Here is a 17,615-nt window from a genome sequence, read left to right as displayed (position 1 = left end):
ACACACGGAACGGACCATGACGGACTCGACCGACGACCAACAGGACCGGATCGCGATCATCGGCATCGGCTGCCGGTTTCCCGGCGGAGTCCGCGACCACCGGGGCTTCTGGCGCAACCTGATCGAGGGCCGGGACTGCATCGTGCCGACCCCGGCCGACCGCTACGACACCGCCACCCTGGGCAGCCGGGACCGGACCAAACCGGGCCGCCTGATCGGCGGGCGCGGCGGCTACATCGACGGGATGGACGAGTTCGACCCCGAGTTCTTCGGCATCAGCCCGCGCGAGGCCGCCCACATGGATCCGCAGCAGCGCAAGCTGCTGGAGGTGGCCTGGGAGGCCCTGGAGGACGGCGGGCAGCTGCCCGGCCTGCTCGCCGGGCGCGAAGTCGGCGTGTACGTCGGCGCGTTCACCCTCGACTACAAGATCCTCCAGTTCGCCGACCTGAGCTTCGACACGCTGGCCGCGCACACCGCGACCGGCACCATGATGACGATGGTGTCGAACCGCATCTCGCACTGCTTCGACTTCCGCGGCCCCAGCGTCTCCATCGACACCGCGTGCAGCTCCTCCCTGGTCGCCCTGCACCTGGCCCGGCAGAGCCTGCTGCGCGGCGAGACCGACCTCGCGCTGGCCGGCGGCACCCTGCTGCACCTGGCGCCGCAGTACACCATCGCCGAGACCAAGGGCGGCTTCCTGTCCGCCGAGGGCCGCTCGCGGGCGTTCGACGCGACGGCCGACGGCTACGTCCGGGCCGAGGGCGTCGGCGTGGTCGCGCTCAAGCGGCTCTCCGACGCACTGCGCGACGGCGACCCGGTCCACGCCGTGGTGCTCGGCAGCGGCGTCAACCAGGACGGCCGCACCGACGGCATCACGGTGCCCAACCCGGACGCGCAGGTCACCCTGGTGCGCCGGGTCTGCGCCGAGGCGGGCATCGCACCGGGCAGCCTCCAGTACGTGGAGGCGCACGGCACCTCCACCCCGGTCGGCGACCCGATCGAGGCGCAGGCGCTGGGGCGGGTCCTGGCCGAGGGCCGCCGGCCCGGCGACCGCTGCTACGTCGGCTCGGTGAAGACCAACATCGGGCACACCGAGGCGGCGGCCGGCATCGCCGGACTGGTCAAGACGGTGCTGGCGCTGAAGCACCGGCAGATTCCGCCGCACATCAACCTGGAGCGGCCCACCGACGCGATCGACTGGGCCGCGCTGCCGTTCGAGGTCCCGACCACGGCGGTGGAGTGGCCCGCGCACGACGGCCCCGCCCGGGCGGGCGTGAACTCCTTCGGCTTCGGCGGCACCAACGCCCACGTGCTGCTGGAGGAGGCACCGGTACGCCCGGCCGCCGCCCCGCCCGCGCGTCGGCCCGCCCGCACCGTCCTGCCGTTGAGCACCCGCGACCCGGCCGGGCTGTCGGAGCTGGTGGCCGGCGTCCGGCAGGAGCTGGCGGGCGCGGACGGCGCCCCGGTGGCGCTGGCCGACCTCGGCCACACCCTGGCCCGGCGCCGCGAGCACCACGAGTACCGGCTGTCGGTGGTGTACTCCCCCGACGCCCCGGACGCCCGGGAGGAGCTGGACGAGGCGCTCGCCGCCCACCAGAGCGGCGAGCCGCACCCGCGGGTGCTGACCGGCCGCCGGCTGGAGCGCGCGCAGCGCCGCCTGGTGTGGGTGTTCACCGGCATGGGCCCGCAGTGGTGGGGCATGGGCCGCGGCCTGTTCGAGGCGGAGCCGGTGTACCGGGAGGCGGTCGAGGCCTGCGACGCCGAGATCCGCCGGCAGGGCGGCTGGTCGCTGCTGGAGGAGATGCACCGCGACGAGGCCGACTCGCGGATGGCCGAGACCTGGCTCGCCCAGCCCGCCAACTTCGCCGTCCAGGTCGGCCTGGCCGCGCTGTGGCGCAGCTACGGGGTGCGCCCGGACGCGGTGGTCGGGCACTCCACCGGGGAGGCCGCCGCGTTCCACCAGGCCGGGGTGTACGACCTCGCCGAGGCGGTCGGCGTGATGCTGCACCGCAGCCGCCTCCAGCACCAACTGGCCGGTACCGGCACGATGTTGGCCGTCGGTCTGACCGAGGTGGAGGCCGCCCGCCGGATCCGCTCCTGCGTCGACCGGGTCTCGGTGGCCGCCGTCAACAGCCCCTCCTCGGTGACGCTCTCCGGCGACCGGGACACCCTCGCGCAGCTCGGCGCCGAGCTGGAGCGGGAGCAGGTCTTCGCCCGCTTCCTGCCGGTGCAGGTGCCGTACCACAGCGTGCGGATGGACCCGATCCGGGACGACCTGCTGGCCGCGCTGGCCGACCTGAAGCCGCGCCCGGCGGAGGTCCCGCTGTACCTGACGGCCCGTGAGGGGCGCGCGCACGGCACCGAGCTGGACGCCGGCTACTGGTGGCAGAACGTCCGCGAGGCGGTGCGGTTCCGCTCCGCCGTGGACCTGCTGGTCGACGACGGCCACCAGGTGTTCCTGGAGGTCGGCCCGCACCCGGTCCTCGGCCACGCGATCCGCGAGTGCCTGGACGGCCGGGAGGCGACCGGCTGGACGGTGCCGTCGATCCGCCGCGAGGAGGACGAGCCGGAGCGCTTCGCCCGTTCGCTCGCCGAACTGCACAACCTGGGCGTCGAGTTGGACTGGGCGGCGCTGCACCCGGACGGCGCCCCGGTGCCGCTGCCGGGCTACCCGTGGAAGCGGGACCGGTACTGGGTGGAGCCCGGGCCGGTCGAGCAGGTCCGGCTCGGGCGGCTCGACCACCCGCTGCTGGGCCGCCGCACCGCGAACGTCCGGCCGACCTGGGAGGTCCAGCTCGACCTGGAGCGGCTGCCGTACCTGGCCGACCACCGGATCGAGGACAACGCGGTGTTCCCGGCCGCCGGCTACCTGGAGATGGCCGCGCAGGCGGTGCGGGTGCTGACCGGCGCCGACCGGACGGTACTGGCCGACATCGAGCTGTCCAAGGCGCTGTTCCTCTCCGAGGCGCAGCCCTCCACCATCCAACTCGGCTTCGACTCCGACGGCGTGACGTTCTCGGTGGCCTCCGTCGGCGCCGAGCGCACCGTCCACGCGTCCGGCGTGGTCCGCACCGACCAGCGTCGCGGCGCCGGCCCCGCGCCGGACTTCGACGCGGTCCGCGCGCGCGCCCGGCGGCACCTCGCCGGGGCCGACTGCTACCGGGAGCTGGCCGGGCTGGGCTACGGGTACGGCCCGGCGTTCCGGCGGATCGCGGAGGTCTGGATCGGCCCCGGCGAGGCGCTGGCGCGGATCACCCCGGCCGAGCCCCGCCCGGTGGACGCCGACACCGCCCACGTCCACCCGACGCTGCTGGACGCCTGCTTCCAGACCCTGCTGACGCCCCAACTGCTCACCGAGGAGCGCCCCGAGAACGGCATCCGGCTGCCGCTGTCGATCGGCGAGGTCGGCCTCGACCGGATCGGCGACCGGCCGTTCTGGGTGCACGCGACCGTCACCCGGGAGGACGGCGACGAGCTGATCGGCGACCTCGCCCTGCACGCCGACGACGGCGCCCTGCTCGGCCGGGTCACCGGCTTCCGGGCGGCCGGCGTCGAGGGCGCCGCGGCCTCCGTCGGGCTCGCCGCGATCGACGGCTGGCTCGCCGAACCCGCCTGGATCGACCAGGAGTTGGAGCACACCGACGCGCCGCCGCCGGACCGGCTGGTGGTGCTCGCCGACGCGCACGGCCTCGCCGAGGAACTCGCCGCGCAGGTCCGCGGGCGCGGCGGCAGCTGCCACCTGGTGCGCCCGGGGACGGAGTACTGGCACGGCGAGGACGCCTCGACCGTCCGGCCCGAGGACGCGGACGACCTGCGCCGGCTGTTCGCCGACCTCGACGAGGCCTTCGACACCGTCGTGCACCTGTGGAACCTGGACCTGCCGTCGCTCGACGCGGTCGGCCGCGAGCAGCTGGCCGACTGCGGCACCCTCGGCGGCTGGTCGCTGATCACGCTGGCCCAGGTGCTGCCCGCCGCCCGGCCGAACGGGCGGCTGCACATCGTCACCCGGGGCGCTCAGGCGGTCGTCGAGGACGATCCGGTGGAGCCGCTGGGCGCGCCCGCCTGGGGCATCGGGCGGGTCCTGTGGCAGCAGGAACTCGTCGGGCAGCGCGGCAAGTTGATCGACCTCGCGGCGTCGGCCGAGCCTGCCGCCGAAGCCGCCGCACTGCTGCGCGAACTGGCGGTCGCCGACGCGGAGGAGATCGCGCTGCGCGGCGAGCGGCGCCGCACGTGCCGGCTGCGCCGCCCCGAGGACCTGACCCGGCCGCTGCCGCTGCGGCTGCGCGCCGACGGCAGCTACCTGGTGACGGGCGCGTTCGGCGCGCTCGGGCGGCTGCTGTGCCGGACGCTGGTCAAGCGCGGCGCCCGCCGGCTGATCCTGGTCGGCCGCACCGCGCTGCCGGAGCGCGAGCAGTGGGCGGACGTCGACCCGGACAGCCCGGCCGGGCGGCGGGTGGCGTTCCTGCGGGAGCTGGAGGAGCTCGGCGCGCACCCCGTCCCGGTGCCGCTGGACATCACCGACGAGGACGCCCTGGCCGGCTGGCTGGCGGACTACCGAAGCCGTCAGCTCCCGCCGGTGCGCGGCGTGTTCCACCTGGCCGGGCAGGTCAGGGACGCACTGGTGCCGGAGCTGGACCGGGCGGTCTTCGACGCCGCCTGGGAGCCGAAGGTGGTCGGCGCGCAGGTCCTGCACCGGCAGCTGCGCGACGAGCCGCTGGACCACTTCGTGCTGTTCGCCTCGATCGCCTCGCTGCTGACCACCGCCGGGCAGACCAACTACGCCGCCGGCAACGCCTTCCTGGACGCGCTGGCGCACCACCGGCGGGCCCGCGGCCTGCCCGCGCTGAGCATCGACTGGGGCCCGTGGGCGACCGGCATGATCGAGGAGCTGGGCCTGGTCGGCCACTACCGCGAGGCGCGCGGGATGAGTTCGCTGCCGCCGGCCGCGGGCATGGCCGTGCTGGAGCGGATCATCGGCCAGGACCGGGCGCAGCTGCTGGTCGCCACCGTCGTCGACTGGCCGGTGTTCCAGGCCTGGTACGCCTCGCCGCCGGAGCTGGTGGCCGAGCTGGCGGCCGCCGCGGACGTCCCGCAGGCCGCGGTGGCGGGCGGGTTCCCGGCCGCGTTCCGGGCCGCCGCGCCCGAGGCGCGCCGGCCGCTGCTGGCCGAGCGGTTCACCGAGATCGTCGCGGCGGTGCTGCGGGCGAAGCCGGAGCGGATCGACCCGGCGGCGGGCCTGAACAGCCTCGGCCTGGACTCGCTGCTGGCGATGGAGCTGCGCGCCCGCATCCACGCCGACCTGGGCGTCGCGCTCCCGGTGGTGACGCTGCTCAGCGGCGATCCGCTGGACGAGCTGGTCGAGCGGCTGTACGCGGCGCTGCTGGATTCGGCGGCCGACGACGGGCCCGAGGAGCGGGCGGAGGTGGAGCTGCACACCGACGAGTCGCGGTACCCGCTGACGCACAATCAGAAGGCGCTGTGGTTCCTCAAGCACCTCAACCCGGATGCCTTCGCCTACAACATCGGCGGCGCCGTCGAGATCCGCACCGAGCTCGACCCGGAGCTGATGTTCGACGCCTTCCGGGTGCTGCTGGAGCGCCACCCCGCCCTGCGGGCCAACTTCCTGCTGGAGGACGGCCGGGCCGTCCAGGTCATCCACCCCGAGGCGCGCCCGGACACCGGCCTGTTCGACGTCCAGGACCGGGAGTGGGACGACATCCACGACATGATCGTCCAGGAGTACCGCAAGCCGTACGACCTGGAGCGGGACCCGCTGGTGCGGCTGCGGCTGTTCAAGCGCGGGCCGGACCGCTGGGTGCTGATGAAGGCGGTGCACCACATCGTCTCCGACGCGATCTCCACCTTCACCTTCATCGACGAGCTGTTCACCCTCTACGAGGGCCGCAGGCACGGCCGCCCGGTCGAGCTGCCGCCGGTGCCCTCGCGCTACCTGGACTTCCTGAACTGGCAGAACGGCCTGCTCGCCGGGCCGGACGCGAAGCGGATGCTGGAGTACTGGCGGACCCACCTGCCGGCCGAGACGCCCGTCCTCGGGCTACCCACCGACAAGCCCCGCCCGTCCGTGCAGACCCACAACGGGGCGTCCGAGTTCTTCCGGCTGGACGAGGAACTCAGCGCCCGCGTGCAGGAGTTGGCCCGCGAGCACGACGTCACGGTGTTCATGGTGCTGCTCAGCGCGTACTACCTGCTGCTGCACCGGTACTCCGGGCAGGACGACATCATCGTGGGCAGCCCGGTCACCGGCCGCACCCGCGAGGAGTTCGGCTCGGTCTACGGCTACTTCGTCAACCCGCTGCCGCTGCACCTCGACCTGGCGGACCGGCCGTCGGTCGCCGAACTGCTGGGCCGGGTCCGGGAGACGGTGCTGGGCGGCCTGGACAACCAGGAGTACCCGTTCGTGCTGCTGGTCGAGCAGCTCGGGCTGCAGCGCGACCCGAGCCGGTCGGCGGTCTTCCAGGCGATGTTCATCCTGCTCACCCACAAGGTGGCCACCGACAAGTACGGCTACCACCTGGACTACATCGAACTCCCGGAGGAGGAAGGGCAGTTCGACATCACGCTGTCGGCCTACCAGGACCGGGCGGACGGCACCTACCACTGCGTGTTCAAGTACAACACCGACCTGTTCGAGCCCGCCACGATGGCCCGGATGGCCGGCCACTACCGCAACCTGCTGGACGCGCTGACCCGCTCCCCCGGCGACCGGCAGGCCGACCGGCTGCCGCTGCTCGACGCCGGCGAGCAGCAGCGCCTGCTCGACGAGTGGAGCGGCGCGGGGCGCACCGAGCCCGCCGAGGTGCCGGTGCACCGGCTGATCGCCCGGGTCGCCGCCGAGCGGCCCGAGGCCGTCGCCGTCACGCTGCCGCTGGCCGACGGCACCGTGCGGCGGCTCTCCTACGGCGAGCTCGACCGGCGCAGCCACCGCGCCGCCGCCCGGCTGCGCGAACTCGGCGTCAAGGACGGCGCGGTGGTGGCCGTCTGCCAGGAGAAGTCGCCCGAGCTGATCGTCTCCCTGCTGGCGGTGCTCCGGGCCGGCGGCGCCTACCTGCCGCTGGACCCCGAGCACCCGGTGGACCGGCTCGCCTACCTGACCGGCAACGCCGACGCCGTGCTGCTGCTCACCGACCGGGACCGGCCCGAGCTGGACCGCCTCGCCCCGCAGGTGCTGACCGTCGACGCCCTCGAACGGGCCGCCGACGGCACGGCCCCCGAGCCGGTCGTCGACCTGGACGCGCCCGCGTACGTCATCCACACCTCCGGCAGCACCGGCCGCCCCAAGGCCGTCCGGGTCAGCCACAGCAACCTCGCCGCGGTGTACGCCGGCTGGCGCTCCGCGTACCGGCTGGACAGCGACGTCCGGGTGCACCTCCAGATGGCCGCCCAGTCGTTCGACGTGTTCACCGGCGACCTGGTCCGGGCGCTGTGCTCGGGCGGCAACCTGGTGCTGGTCGACCGCGACCTGCTGTTCGACACCGCCCGGCTGTACCGGACGATGGTGCAGGAGCGGGTCGACTGCGCCGAGTTCGTCCCGGCGGTGGCCCGCGGCCTGCTCGCGCACTGCGAACGCGAGGGCCACCGGCTGGACTTCATGCGGCTGCTGATCGTCGGCTCGGACGCCTGGAAGGTCGAGGAGCACCGCCGCCTGCACGCGCTGTGCGGCCCCGACACCCGGGTGGCCAACTCCTACGGGCTGACCGAGGCGACCATCGACAGCGCCTGGTACGAGGGCCCAGCGGACGGCGTCGAACCGGGCCGGATGGTGCCGATCGGACGGCCGTTCCCGAACAGCGCGCTGTACGTCCTCGACGCGCACGGCGAGCCGGTGCCGCCCGGGGTGGCGGGCGAACTCTGGGTCGGCGGCGCCGGCGTGGCGGACTGCTACCTCGGCGACCCGCAGCAGACCGCCGAGCGCTTCGTCGAACGCACCCTCGGCGGGCGGCCGGTGCGGCTGTACCGGACCGGCGACCTGGCCCACTGGGCGGCCGACGGCACCGTGCGGCTGCTCGGCCGGGCCGACAACCAGGTCAAGGTGCGCGGCCACCGGATCGAACCCGGCGAGATCGAGACCCAGCTGGCCGCACTGCCGGGCGTCGCCCAGTGCGCGGTGACGGTCCGCCAGGTCGATGAGGGCGGCGGGGTGCTGTGCGCCTACTACGTCGCCGAGCCGTGGGCGAGCCCGGACCCGCGCGAGCTGCGCCGGCAGCTCGCCGACCGGCTGCCCGCGTACATGACGCCCTCGCACCTGACCGAGCTGCCCGTCCTGCCGCTGACCCCGAACGGCAAGGTGGACACCGCCGCGCTGCCGGCCCCGGCCTTCGATCCCGGGGACGGCGAACCCGAGCCTCCGGTCACCCTGTTCGAGGTGCGGATGGCCGAGCACTGGAAGTCGCTGCTGGGTGTGGAACGGGTCGGCCTCCAGCACGACTTCTTCGAGGCCGGCGGCAGCTCGATCAAACTGATCGAGCTGATCCACCACCTGCGGTCCGAGTTCAACGTCTCCATCCCCGTCAGCCTGCTGTTCGAGTCCACCACGCTGCGCGGCATGGCCCGCACCCTGGAACACGTCATCACCGGCAGGATCGACGGCGCCCAGCCGTACCTGTGCTTCAACGCGCAGGACACGGCCGGCGAGACGGTGTTCTGCTTCCCGCCGGCCGGCGGGCACGGCCTGGTGTACCGGCAGATCGCGGCGCACCTGCCGGAGTACCGGTTCGTCGCGTTCAACTACCTGACCGGGGACGACAAGGTGGCGCGCTACGCCGATCTGATCGAGTCGTTCCCGGAGCACAGCTCCTGCACCCTGCTCGGCTACTCCCTCGGCGGCAACCTCGCCTTCGAGGTCGCCAAGGAGCTGGAGCGGCGCTCCCACCAGGTGCCGCACGTGCTGATCGTGGACTCCTACCGGATCACCGAGGCGTTCGCCCTCCAACCCGAGCACCTCGACGCGTTCGAGCGGGAGCTGCGCGAACACCTGCTCCGGCACACCGGGTCGGACCTGGTCGCCGAGGAGACCCTCAGCCAGGCCCGGGAGTACCTCGACTTCTGCGCCCGCACCCCGAACCTGGGCGCGGTCAGCGGCCTGATCAGCGTGATCTCCGACCAGGAGAAAGTGCCGTTCTACGCGGCCGGCAACCAGGGCACCTGGCACGGCAGTTCGACGGTCCGGACGACCGTGTTCCGCGGCTTCGGCAGCCACGCCGAGATGCTCGACCAGGACTTCGCCGCCCGCAACGCGGAACTGACCCGCGGCATCCTCACGGGAGGAGCGACCGGTGCCGAGCAGTGAGGCCGGGCCCCGGGTCATCGTCATCGGCGCCGGCCTCGGGGGCCTCGCCACCGGCTGCTACGCGCAGATGAGCGGGATGCGCAGCCGGATCTTCGAGAAGCACGTGCTGCCGGGCGGGTGTTGCACCGCCTGGTCGCGCAAGGGCTACCTGTTCGACTACTGCATCGACTGGCTGATCGGCACCGCGCCCGGCAACGACGCCAACCGCGTCTGGCGGGAGCTCGGCGCCCTCGACGGCAAGACCGTCACCAACTTCGACCTGTTCAACCGCGTGGTCGACGAGGACGGCCGCGCCGTCAGCTTCTACAACGACCCCGACCTGCTGGAGCGTCACCTCCTCGACCTCTCGCCCGCCGACGCCCGGCCGATCCGCGGCTTCTGCCGGGACCTCAGGCGGTTCGCCGCCCTCGACCTGCACCCGTTCCTCAAGCCCTCCGCCCTGAAGACCACCCGCGAGAAGCTCGACACCCTGCGGGCGGTGCTGCCCTCGTTCCGGCTGCTGTGGCGGACGGCGGCGACCCCGCTCAACACCTTCGCCGACCGGTTCCAGGACCCACTGCTGCGGCAGGCGTTCCGCAACATCCTGTTCCAGGACCCGGAAGGCTTCCCGCTGCTGCCCTACCTGTACAGCATGGCCGCCGCCCGGAACCTCAACGCGGGCTTCCCGCAAGGGGGTTCGCTGGGCCTGGCGCGCTCGGTCGAGCACCGCTACACCTCGCTCGGCGGCCGGATCGACTACCGCGCCCGGGTCGAACGGGTGCTGGTCGAGGACGGGCGGGCGATCGGCGTGGAACTCAAGAACGGCGAGAAGCACTACGCCGACCACGTGGTCTCCGCCGCCGACGGCCGGACCACCATCTACCGTCTGCTGGAGGGCAAGTACACCGGGCCCCGGATCGACCGGCTCTACCAGGAGGAGCTGCACCGCCCGGGCACCCTGTTCCCCGCCGTGTGCTCGGTCTTCCTCGGCATCGACGGCGAACTCGACCCCGACGACCCGCACTGCACCACCTACCTGCTCCCCGCCGAGCAGGCCGCCGAACTGCCCGGCGCGCTCCAGCGCAGCCTGGTGGTGCAGCAGCGCTCGCGCTACTCGGACGGCTTCGCCCCGCCCGGCAAGTCGGTGATCCACTGCACCTACTTCAGCGACTACGACTACTGGAAGAACCTGCGCACCCGGGACCGCAAGGAGTACCGGGCGCACAAGCAGCGCGCCGCCGACGTCGTCCGGGCCTTCCTGGAACGCCGCCACCCGGGCCTCGGGGAGCGCATCGACCTGATCGAGGTCGCCTCGCCGGCCACCATGGAGCGCTACACCGGCAACAGCTACGGCAGCATCCTCGCCTGGAAGGCGTTCTCCGGCGCCGACGACCTGATCACCAAGCTGATCAACCGGGACCGGATGCGGCTGCCCGGGCTGAGCGGCTTCTCGATGGCCGGCCACTGGGCCAGCCTGGGCGGCCTGATCCGCGCGGCGTCCAGCGGCCGGTTCGCCGTCCAGTACCTCTGCGAGGAACTCGGCCTGGAATTCCGCGCCTGGGAGAGCGACGACCAGGAGCCCTGGCACCCCGGAAAGCTCGGACACCTGCCCCAACTCGCCCGCTGGAGCGCGTCGGCATGACGGAACCACGCAGAGAGACCATGCTCGTCATCGGCGGCGGCCTGGGCGGGCTCTCCACCGCCTGCTACGCGCAGATGAACGGCTACCGCAGCACCGTCCTGGAGATGCACGAGATCCCCGGCGGCTGCTGCACCGGCTGGGAGCGCGGCAACTTCACCTTCGACTGCTGCATCAGCTGGCTGCTCGGCTGCGGACCGGGCAACGAGATGCACCAGATCTGGCTCGAACTCGGCGCGCTCCAGGGCAAGCAGATGCGCCACTTCGACGTCTTCAACATCGTCCGCACCGAGCACGGCGAGGTGTACTTCTACTCCGACCCGGACCGGCTGGAGGCCCACCTGCTGGGCATCTCCCCCGAGGACGCCCGGCAGATCCGGGGGTTCTGCGCGGGCCTGCGCAAGTTCCGCGCCTGCCTGGCGAGTTACCCCTTCCTCAAGCCGGTCGGACTGATGGGCACGGTGGAGCGCTGGCGGATGCTGGCCGGCTTCCTGCCCTACTTCAACGTCATCCGGCGCTCCATCGGCACCCTGATGACCGACTACTCGGCGAAGTTCAGGCACCCGCTGCTGCGCGAGGCGTTCAACTACATCCTGTACGAGCGCCACCCCGCCTTCCCGGTGCTGCCGTTCTACTTCCAACTCGCCTGCCACGCCGACCTCTCGGCCGGTGTCCCCGAGGGCGGCTCGCTCGGCCTGGCCCACTCGATCGAACAGCGCTACCGGCGGCTCGGCGGCGAGATCCGGTACAACGCCAAGGTGACGGAGGTGCTGGTCGAGGACGACCGCGCGATCGGCGTACGACTCAGCGACGGGCGCGAGCTCTTCGCGGACATCGTGGTCTCCGCCGCCGACGGCCGGACCACCGTGATGGACCTCCTCAAGGGGCGCTACCTCGGCGACACCTACCGGGAGTTGTACTCCGACACCATCAAAGAGCCCGGCATGGTCTTCCCCGGCTACGTCACCGTCTTCCTCGGCCTGCGCCGCCCCTTCCCCGACGGCGACCCGTGCACCACCTACCTGCTGGACGAGGAGCTGGCCGCCAACCTGACCGGCATCCGCCACCCCAGCATCAACGTCCAGTTCCGCAGCCGGCACTACCCCGAACTGTCGCCCGCCGACACCACCGTGATCTACGCCAGCTACTTCTGCGACATCGCCCCCTGGCGGGCCCTCAGCACCGGCCCCGAACAGCAGAGCCGGATGCGCCGCGGCGAGGAGGTGCACACCCTGCCCACCGGGCGCGGCAAGGCCTACCAGACCGCCAAGCGCCAAGTCCGGGACACCATCGTCGACTTCCTCGACCGGCGCCACCCCGGCCTGAAGGCCGCCGTCGCGGTCAAGGACGTCTCCACGCCGCTCACCCAGGTCCGCTACACCGGCAACTACGACGGCACCGTGCTCGGCTGGCAGCCGTTCGTGACCAGCGGCGAGACCCTGGAGCAGGAGATGAAGCGCAACGGCCCCGTCCTGCCGGGCCTGCGGAACTTCTACCTCTCCGGGGTCTGGGCCACCACCGGCGGGCTGATCCGCGCCGCCGCCGCCGGCCGCCACGTCATGCAGTTCATCTGCCGGGACGACGGCCGGCCGTTCCGTGCCGAGATCGACCGCCACGCCCCGCCGCCCACCCATCTCGTCGTCCCCGTGGGCCGCAGCGCCCTCGATCCGTCGGTCAGTTGATCCGTTGAGGAGAGCACGCGTGCAGATCGCCAAGTGGGTCGTCCAGGAACACCTCGAAGGGGTGCCCGACGTCGACCGGATGTACCGGAAGGTGGTCGAGGACGTCGAAGTCGACCTCGCCGACGACGAGATGCTGTTCCGCACCCGCTACCTCTCGCTCGACCCCTACCTCCAGGGCATCACCCTGGACACCCCGCTCGGCGACCTGATGGGCGGCGACGCCGTCATGGAGGTGCTGGCGGCCGGCCCGCGCGCCCGGTTCGCGGTCGGCGACCTGGTCCAGGGCTACGGCGGCTGGTGCACCCACCTGGTCGCCAACGGCGACGAACGGCTGTGGCAGACCGGGACGTTCCCGATGATCTTCCCGGAGTTCCGCCGCCTCGACCCCGCGCACTACGACGACACCCTGCCGATCAGCACCGCGCTGGGCATCCTCGGCGGCCCCGGCATGACCGCCTGGGGCACGCTGACCAAGTTCATGACCGTCCGCCCCGGCCACACCGTCCTGGTCAGCGGCGCGAGCGGCGCGGTCGGCTCGCTGTTCGGCCAGCTCGCCGGCCGGGCCGGGGCCCGGGTGATCGGCACCACCAGCTCCGAGCAGAAGGCCGACTACCTGGCCGACCTGGGGATCGAGCCCCTCCTCTACCGGCACGGCGACGAACCCGACCGGATCGGCGAACTGCTGAACAAGGCCGCCCCCGACGGCATCGACCGCTACCTCGACAACCTGGGCGGCGCCATCACCGACGCCGCGTTCACCATGCTGAACGTCGACAGCCAGGTCGCGGTCTGCTGGCAGTGGGCCACCCAGGTCGGCAACGACCACACCGGCCCCCGCCTGCTGCCGTACATCCTGTTCCCGCGCACCACCATCCGCGGCATCTTCGCCCCCGAGTGGTTCACCGAGCCCAACTGGGCCGCCCTCCGCGCCGAGGTCGGCGGACTGGTCCGCAGCGGCGAGATCTTCCACCGACAGACCGTCCACCACGGCTTCGACGCCATCCCCACCGCCTACCGGAGCCTGTACAGCAGCGACCGCTCCCGCAACCGCGGCAAGGTCGTCGTCGAGCTCTGAACCGACCGGGCGCCCAGCCCACAGGAGGAACCGTGCGACCGTCCCGAAAGTTCGGACAGGTCACCCACCGGGGCCCGACCCCGAGCGACGCCGCGCTGCCGCCCGCGCTGCCCTACCCCGACGGCTGGTCCGCGCTCGCCTTCACCGCCGAACTGCCGCGCGGCACCGTGCTCACCCGCCGGCTCGCCGGCGAGGACGTCGTGCTGTACCGGCAGCGCGACGGCCGCGTCCGCGCCGTCCGCCCGTTCTGCCCGCACCTGGGCGCCCACCTCGGCCTGGCGGAACTGGACGGCAACGACCTGGTCTGCCCGTTCCACCGCTTCGCGTTCGGCCCCGACGGCCGCTGCGTGCGCACCGGCTACGGCACCCCGCCGCCCAAGGCCGCCCTGACGCACCTCCCGGTCCTCGAGGTCAACGACGCGGTCTTCGTCTGGCGCCACCACGACGGCCGGGAGCCCGACTGGGAGATCCCCGCCTGGCACGTCCTCGGCAACCTGCCGGCCCGGTACGCCACCTGGGAGATGGCCGGGTACGCCCAGGACGTCATGGAGAACTCCGTCGACGTCGGGCACTTCCAGACCCTGCACGGCTGGTCGCAGGGCGAACTCGCCGCCCCCGTCGCCTTCGACGGCGTCACCTTCCACGTCTCGATGCGGGTGCAGGAGCAGTTCCCGCTGATCGGCCGGCGCCAGGTCGACGTCGAGGTCGACGGCCACGGCCTCAGCTGCCTGCACACCGACATCCACACGCCCGCCCTCGGCCTGAAGATGTGCTCGCTGGTCCTGGCCACCCAGATCGCCCCCGGCCGGATGCAGTTCCGGCAGGCCAGCCGCTTCCTGGTGGCCGAACCGTCGAGCCTGCCGCCGGCCCTGGCCCGCACCGTCGGCCGCTCGCTGACCCGGCTGCTGGCCGGGCCGATGTTCAGGTTCAGCTGCGAGTTCACCGCCGCCGACTTCCCGATCTGGTCCACCAAGCAGTACCTTTCCCGCCCCAGGCTCACCGCCGGCGACGGCCCGATCGGACCGTTCCGGCGCTGGTCCCGGCAGTTCTACCCGCCCACCGCCACCGGACCGCTCCCGCTGCCGACCACCCCTCTCGGAGGACACCAGGATGCCCAAGCCACCCGAACCGGGCACGCCCGCCCCTGACTTCACCCTGCCCGGCATCCGGTTCGACGGGGACACCGTCCACCGCCGCGAGTACCGCCTCGCCGACGCCAAGGGCAGCCCGCTCGTGCTGGCCTTCTACCCCGGCGACGACACCCTGGTCTGCACCCGCCAGCTCTGCTCCTACAACGCCGACCTCGACCGCTTCACCGACCTCGGCGCCACCGTCTGGGCGATCAGCGGCCAGGACCTCGACAGCCACGAACGCTTCGCCCGCAAACGCGCATTGACCCTCCCCCTGCTCTCCGACACCGGCGAGACCCTCGCCAAGTCCTGGGGCCTCACCGCCCCGGGCATCGGCCTGCGCCGCTCCGTCTTCGTCCTCGACGCCACCGGCACCGTCCGCTGGCGCCACATCGCCCTGGCCGGCCTGACCTTCCGCAGCACCGACACCCTGATCGAGCAACTCGCCGCACTGGGCGACGCCGAGGCGAGCCCGACCGGCTGACGCACCGCCGGAAACGCCCTGAGCCTCCGCCGTCGGCGGAGGCTCACGGCCGGCGCGGGCTACTGCTCGGCGTCCTCGCGGACGACGACGACCGGGCAGGTGGCGTGCTGGACGCAGTGCTGGCTGACGGAGCCGAGCAGGGCCTTGGCGAAGCCGTGGTGGCCCCGGTTGCCGAGGACCAGGAGATCGGCGCCTTCGGCGGCCTCCAGGAGGATCTGGGCCGCGTTGCCGGACTCGACCCGTTCGCGGATCTCGACGCCGTACTGCGCGGCCTCCTCGGCGACGGTCTCGGCCAGGATCTTCGCGGCGTCCGCCGCGACGTCCGTGTCGACGACCGGGACGCTCCAGCCGAACGCGGCCGGGTACTGCCAGGTGGTGACCGCCTCGACGGTCGCGCCGACCAGGGCCGCCTGCCGGGCCGCCCATCGCAGGGCCGTCCGGGAGGCCGCCGATCCGTCGACGCCGACCACGATCCGCCGCTGTGCCGTCCTGCTGTCCATGGTGGTTCCTTTCGGTTCTGCGGGGGTTTCGGGGCGCGGCTCAGCCGCGCAGGTCGAAGACCAGGCGGGCGGCGACCTTGCCGCTCAGCACCTCGTCGAAGCTGCCGTTCACCTCGTCCAGCCGCCGGGTCTCGCGGATCACCCGGGTGCGCCCGAGGGAGTGCAGGCGGAACACCTCGGCCAGGTCCTCGCGGGTGCCGACGATCGATCCGACCACCGAGGTGCCGTTCAACACCGTGTCGAACACCGGGAGTTCGAGCGTCCCGTCGGCCGGGAGCGCGACCAGGACGAGCGTTCCGCCGCGCCGCAGCGCGCCGTACGCGACGCGGAAGGAGTCGTTGCTGACGGCGAGTGCGACCGCCGCGTGGGCACCGCCGAGCGCCTGGACCTCGGCCGCGACGTCCTGGAACCGGGCGTCCAGGACGTGGTCGGCGCCGAGTTCGCGGGCCAGTGCCAGCTTCTCGTCGGTGACGTCGACGGCGATGGTCTCCGCGCCGAAGATCCGGGCGTACTGGAGGGCGAGGTGGCCGAGGCCGCCGATGCCGGAGATCAGGACCCGGGTGCCCGGCCGGGCACCGGAGACCTTGAGCGCCTTGTAGGTGGTGACGCCGGCGCAGGTCAGCGGGGCCGCGTCCAGCGGGTCGACGCCGTCGGGCACGGGCACCACGTAGTCGCCGTGGGCGAGCGCGTACTCGGCGTACGCGCCGTCCGCCGAGTAGCCGCTGTTGTGCTGGGCGAGGCAGAGGGTCTCCTGGCCGGCCACGCAGTGGTCGCAGCGGCCGCAGGCGTCGGCGAGCCAGGCGATGGCGACCCGCTCGCCGATCCGCACGTGCCGGACCTCCTCGCCGACCGCCTCCACGATGCCGACGCCCTCGTGGCCGGGGACGAACGGCAGCGCGGGCTTCACCGGCCAGTCGCCGCGGGCGGCGTGGATGTCGGTGTGGCACAGGCCGCACGCCTCCATCCGGACCAGCACCTGCCGCGAACCCGGGGTCGGAACGGGGCGGTCCTCGACGGTGAGCGGCGCGGTGAACGCGTGGACGACGGCGGCCTTCATGGTGTCCTGCCCTTCTGACCGTGACGGAGGCGGCCCCGGTACCGACCGGCTGCCGCGCTGACTCCATCCCACCTCCCCGCCCCGGGTGTCCGCTGGGGCCGGGCGGTGCACCGGTTCGAGGCCGAAGGTCCCCCGGGCGGCGGCGATGGTCTCCCTGCGACCGATCCGTCCGCGCCCGGGCCTGCGCCGATGCCCTGCGATCAGGCGTCAACTGCCGTATGACAGGCCCGAGGACGAGTGGATAAGGTGTGCCGCCCTGAGGACACGGCGCGTCGGGGAGAGGCGCCGGACTGCGAGGAGGAGCAGGAACAGTGGGGGACTACCAAAGCGGGCCCGCGACGCCCGGCTACGGCCCGTCGGCGACGCCCGGGTACGGCCCGCCGGCGATGCCCGGGTACGGCCCGCCGGCGACGCCCCGGCCGGGGGCGCCGATCGGATACATCGTGGTCGTGGTGGTGTTCGCCGTGCTCGGCGGCCTGGTCGACGCGCTCTTCTCGTTCGGGATGCTGTTCGCCACCGACAGCTGCGGCACCAGCGCCGGCTCGGCCCTGGTGTGCAACCCGGCCGTCTGGGCGTTCGTCGTCGTCCTCCCCTGGGCGGGCCTGCTGGCCGCCGTCCTGATCGCCGCCGTCGGCGCCGTCCGGGCCCGCCGGCGCGGGCGCTCGCCCTGGCCCGTGCTGCTCGTCGCCGTCGCGGCCTACCTGCTGGCCGCCGGGGTGGCCTTCCTGCTGGTCTTCGGCACCTGAGCGGGAGCCGCCCGGG

At 73.1% G+C, this 17,615-nt stretch carries 9 protein-coding genes; 7 read left to right on the top strand and 2 right to left on the bottom strand.

The window, feature by feature from the left end; genetic code table 11:
• Nucleotides 1-16 precede the first annotated feature (16 nt).
• Genes ACIQF6_RS00980 through ACIQF6_RS00955 form a run of 6 tightly spaced genes read left to right on the top strand, consistent with a single transcriptional unit; the run spans nt 17 to nt 15,296 of the window.
• On the top strand, nt 17-9,307 hold the full coding sequence (locus tag ACIQF6_RS00980) for an amino acid adenylation domain-containing protein (protein WP_400888484.1): 9,291 nt from the start codon (nt 17-19) through the stop codon (nt 9,305-9,307).
• A complete protein-coding gene (locus ACIQF6_RS00975; RefSeq protein WP_400888482.1) occupies nt 9,294-10,928 on the top strand; it encodes a phytoene desaturase family protein in 1,635 nt (544 codons plus the stop codon). The genes ACIQF6_RS00980 and ACIQF6_RS00975 overlap by 14 nt, the downstream gene beginning before the upstream one ends.
• Before the next feature lie 20 nt (nt 10,929-10,948).
• Nucleotides 10,949-12,607 (top strand): phytoene desaturase family protein, encoded by a 1,659-nt coding sequence (locus tag ACIQF6_RS00970; RefSeq protein ID WP_400890063.1) that lies wholly within the window; start codon nt 10,949-10,951, stop codon nt 12,605-12,607.
• A gap of 19 nt (nt 12,608-12,626) precedes the next feature.
• Nucleotides 12,627-13,682 (top strand): MDR family NADP-dependent oxidoreductase, encoded by a 1,056-nt coding sequence (locus ACIQF6_RS00965; RefSeq protein ID WP_400888481.1) that lies wholly within the window; start codon nt 12,627-12,629, stop codon nt 13,680-13,682.
• A gap of 32 nt (nt 13,683-13,714) precedes the next feature.
• Nucleotides 13,715-14,830: a Rieske 2Fe-2S domain-containing protein gene (locus ACIQF6_RS00960; RefSeq protein WP_400888479.1), complete on the top strand. Its 1,116-nt coding sequence runs from the start codon at nt 13,715-13,717 to the stop codon at nt 14,828-14,830.
• The gene (locus ACIQF6_RS00955; RefSeq protein WP_400888478.1) at nt 14,793-15,296 is read left to right on the top strand and encodes a peroxiredoxin; all 504 of its coding nucleotides are present in this window, start codon (nt 14,793-14,795) and stop codon (nt 15,294-15,296) included. The genes ACIQF6_RS00960 and ACIQF6_RS00955 overlap by 38 nt, the downstream gene beginning before the upstream one ends.
• A 59-nt stretch (nt 15,297-15,355) precedes the next feature.
• Here the strand turns inward: ACIQF6_RS00955 and ACIQF6_RS00950 are convergent, their stop codons facing one another.
• Complete coding sequence (locus ACIQF6_RS00950; RefSeq protein ID WP_400888476.1) at nt 15,356-15,796, bottom strand: universal stress protein; 441 nt, start codon at nt 15,794-15,796, stop codon at nt 15,356-15,358.
• A gap of 40 nt (nt 15,797-15,836) precedes the next feature.
• Nucleotides 15,837-16,853, bottom strand: a complete 1,017-nt coding sequence (gene adhP, locus ACIQF6_RS00945; RefSeq protein WP_400888474.1) for an alcohol dehydrogenase AdhP — start codon at nt 16,851-16,853, stop codon at nt 15,837-15,839.
• A 311-nt stretch (nt 16,854-17,164) separates the two neighbouring features.
• Between adhP and ACIQF6_RS00940 the strand changes: the two genes are divergently transcribed.
• Nucleotides 17,165-17,599 (top strand): hypothetical protein, encoded by a 435-nt coding sequence (locus ACIQF6_RS00940; protein WP_400888472.1) that lies wholly within the window; start codon nt 17,165-17,167, stop codon nt 17,597-17,599.
• Nucleotides 17,600-17,615: the final 16 nt, after the last annotated feature.

Source organism: Kitasatospora sp. NPDC092948, assembly GCF_044754805.1.
Lineage (GTDB): Bacteria > Actinomycetota > Actinomycetes > Streptomycetales > Streptomycetaceae > Kitasatospora.
This window is presented reverse-complemented; position numbering and strand designations above follow the sequence as displayed.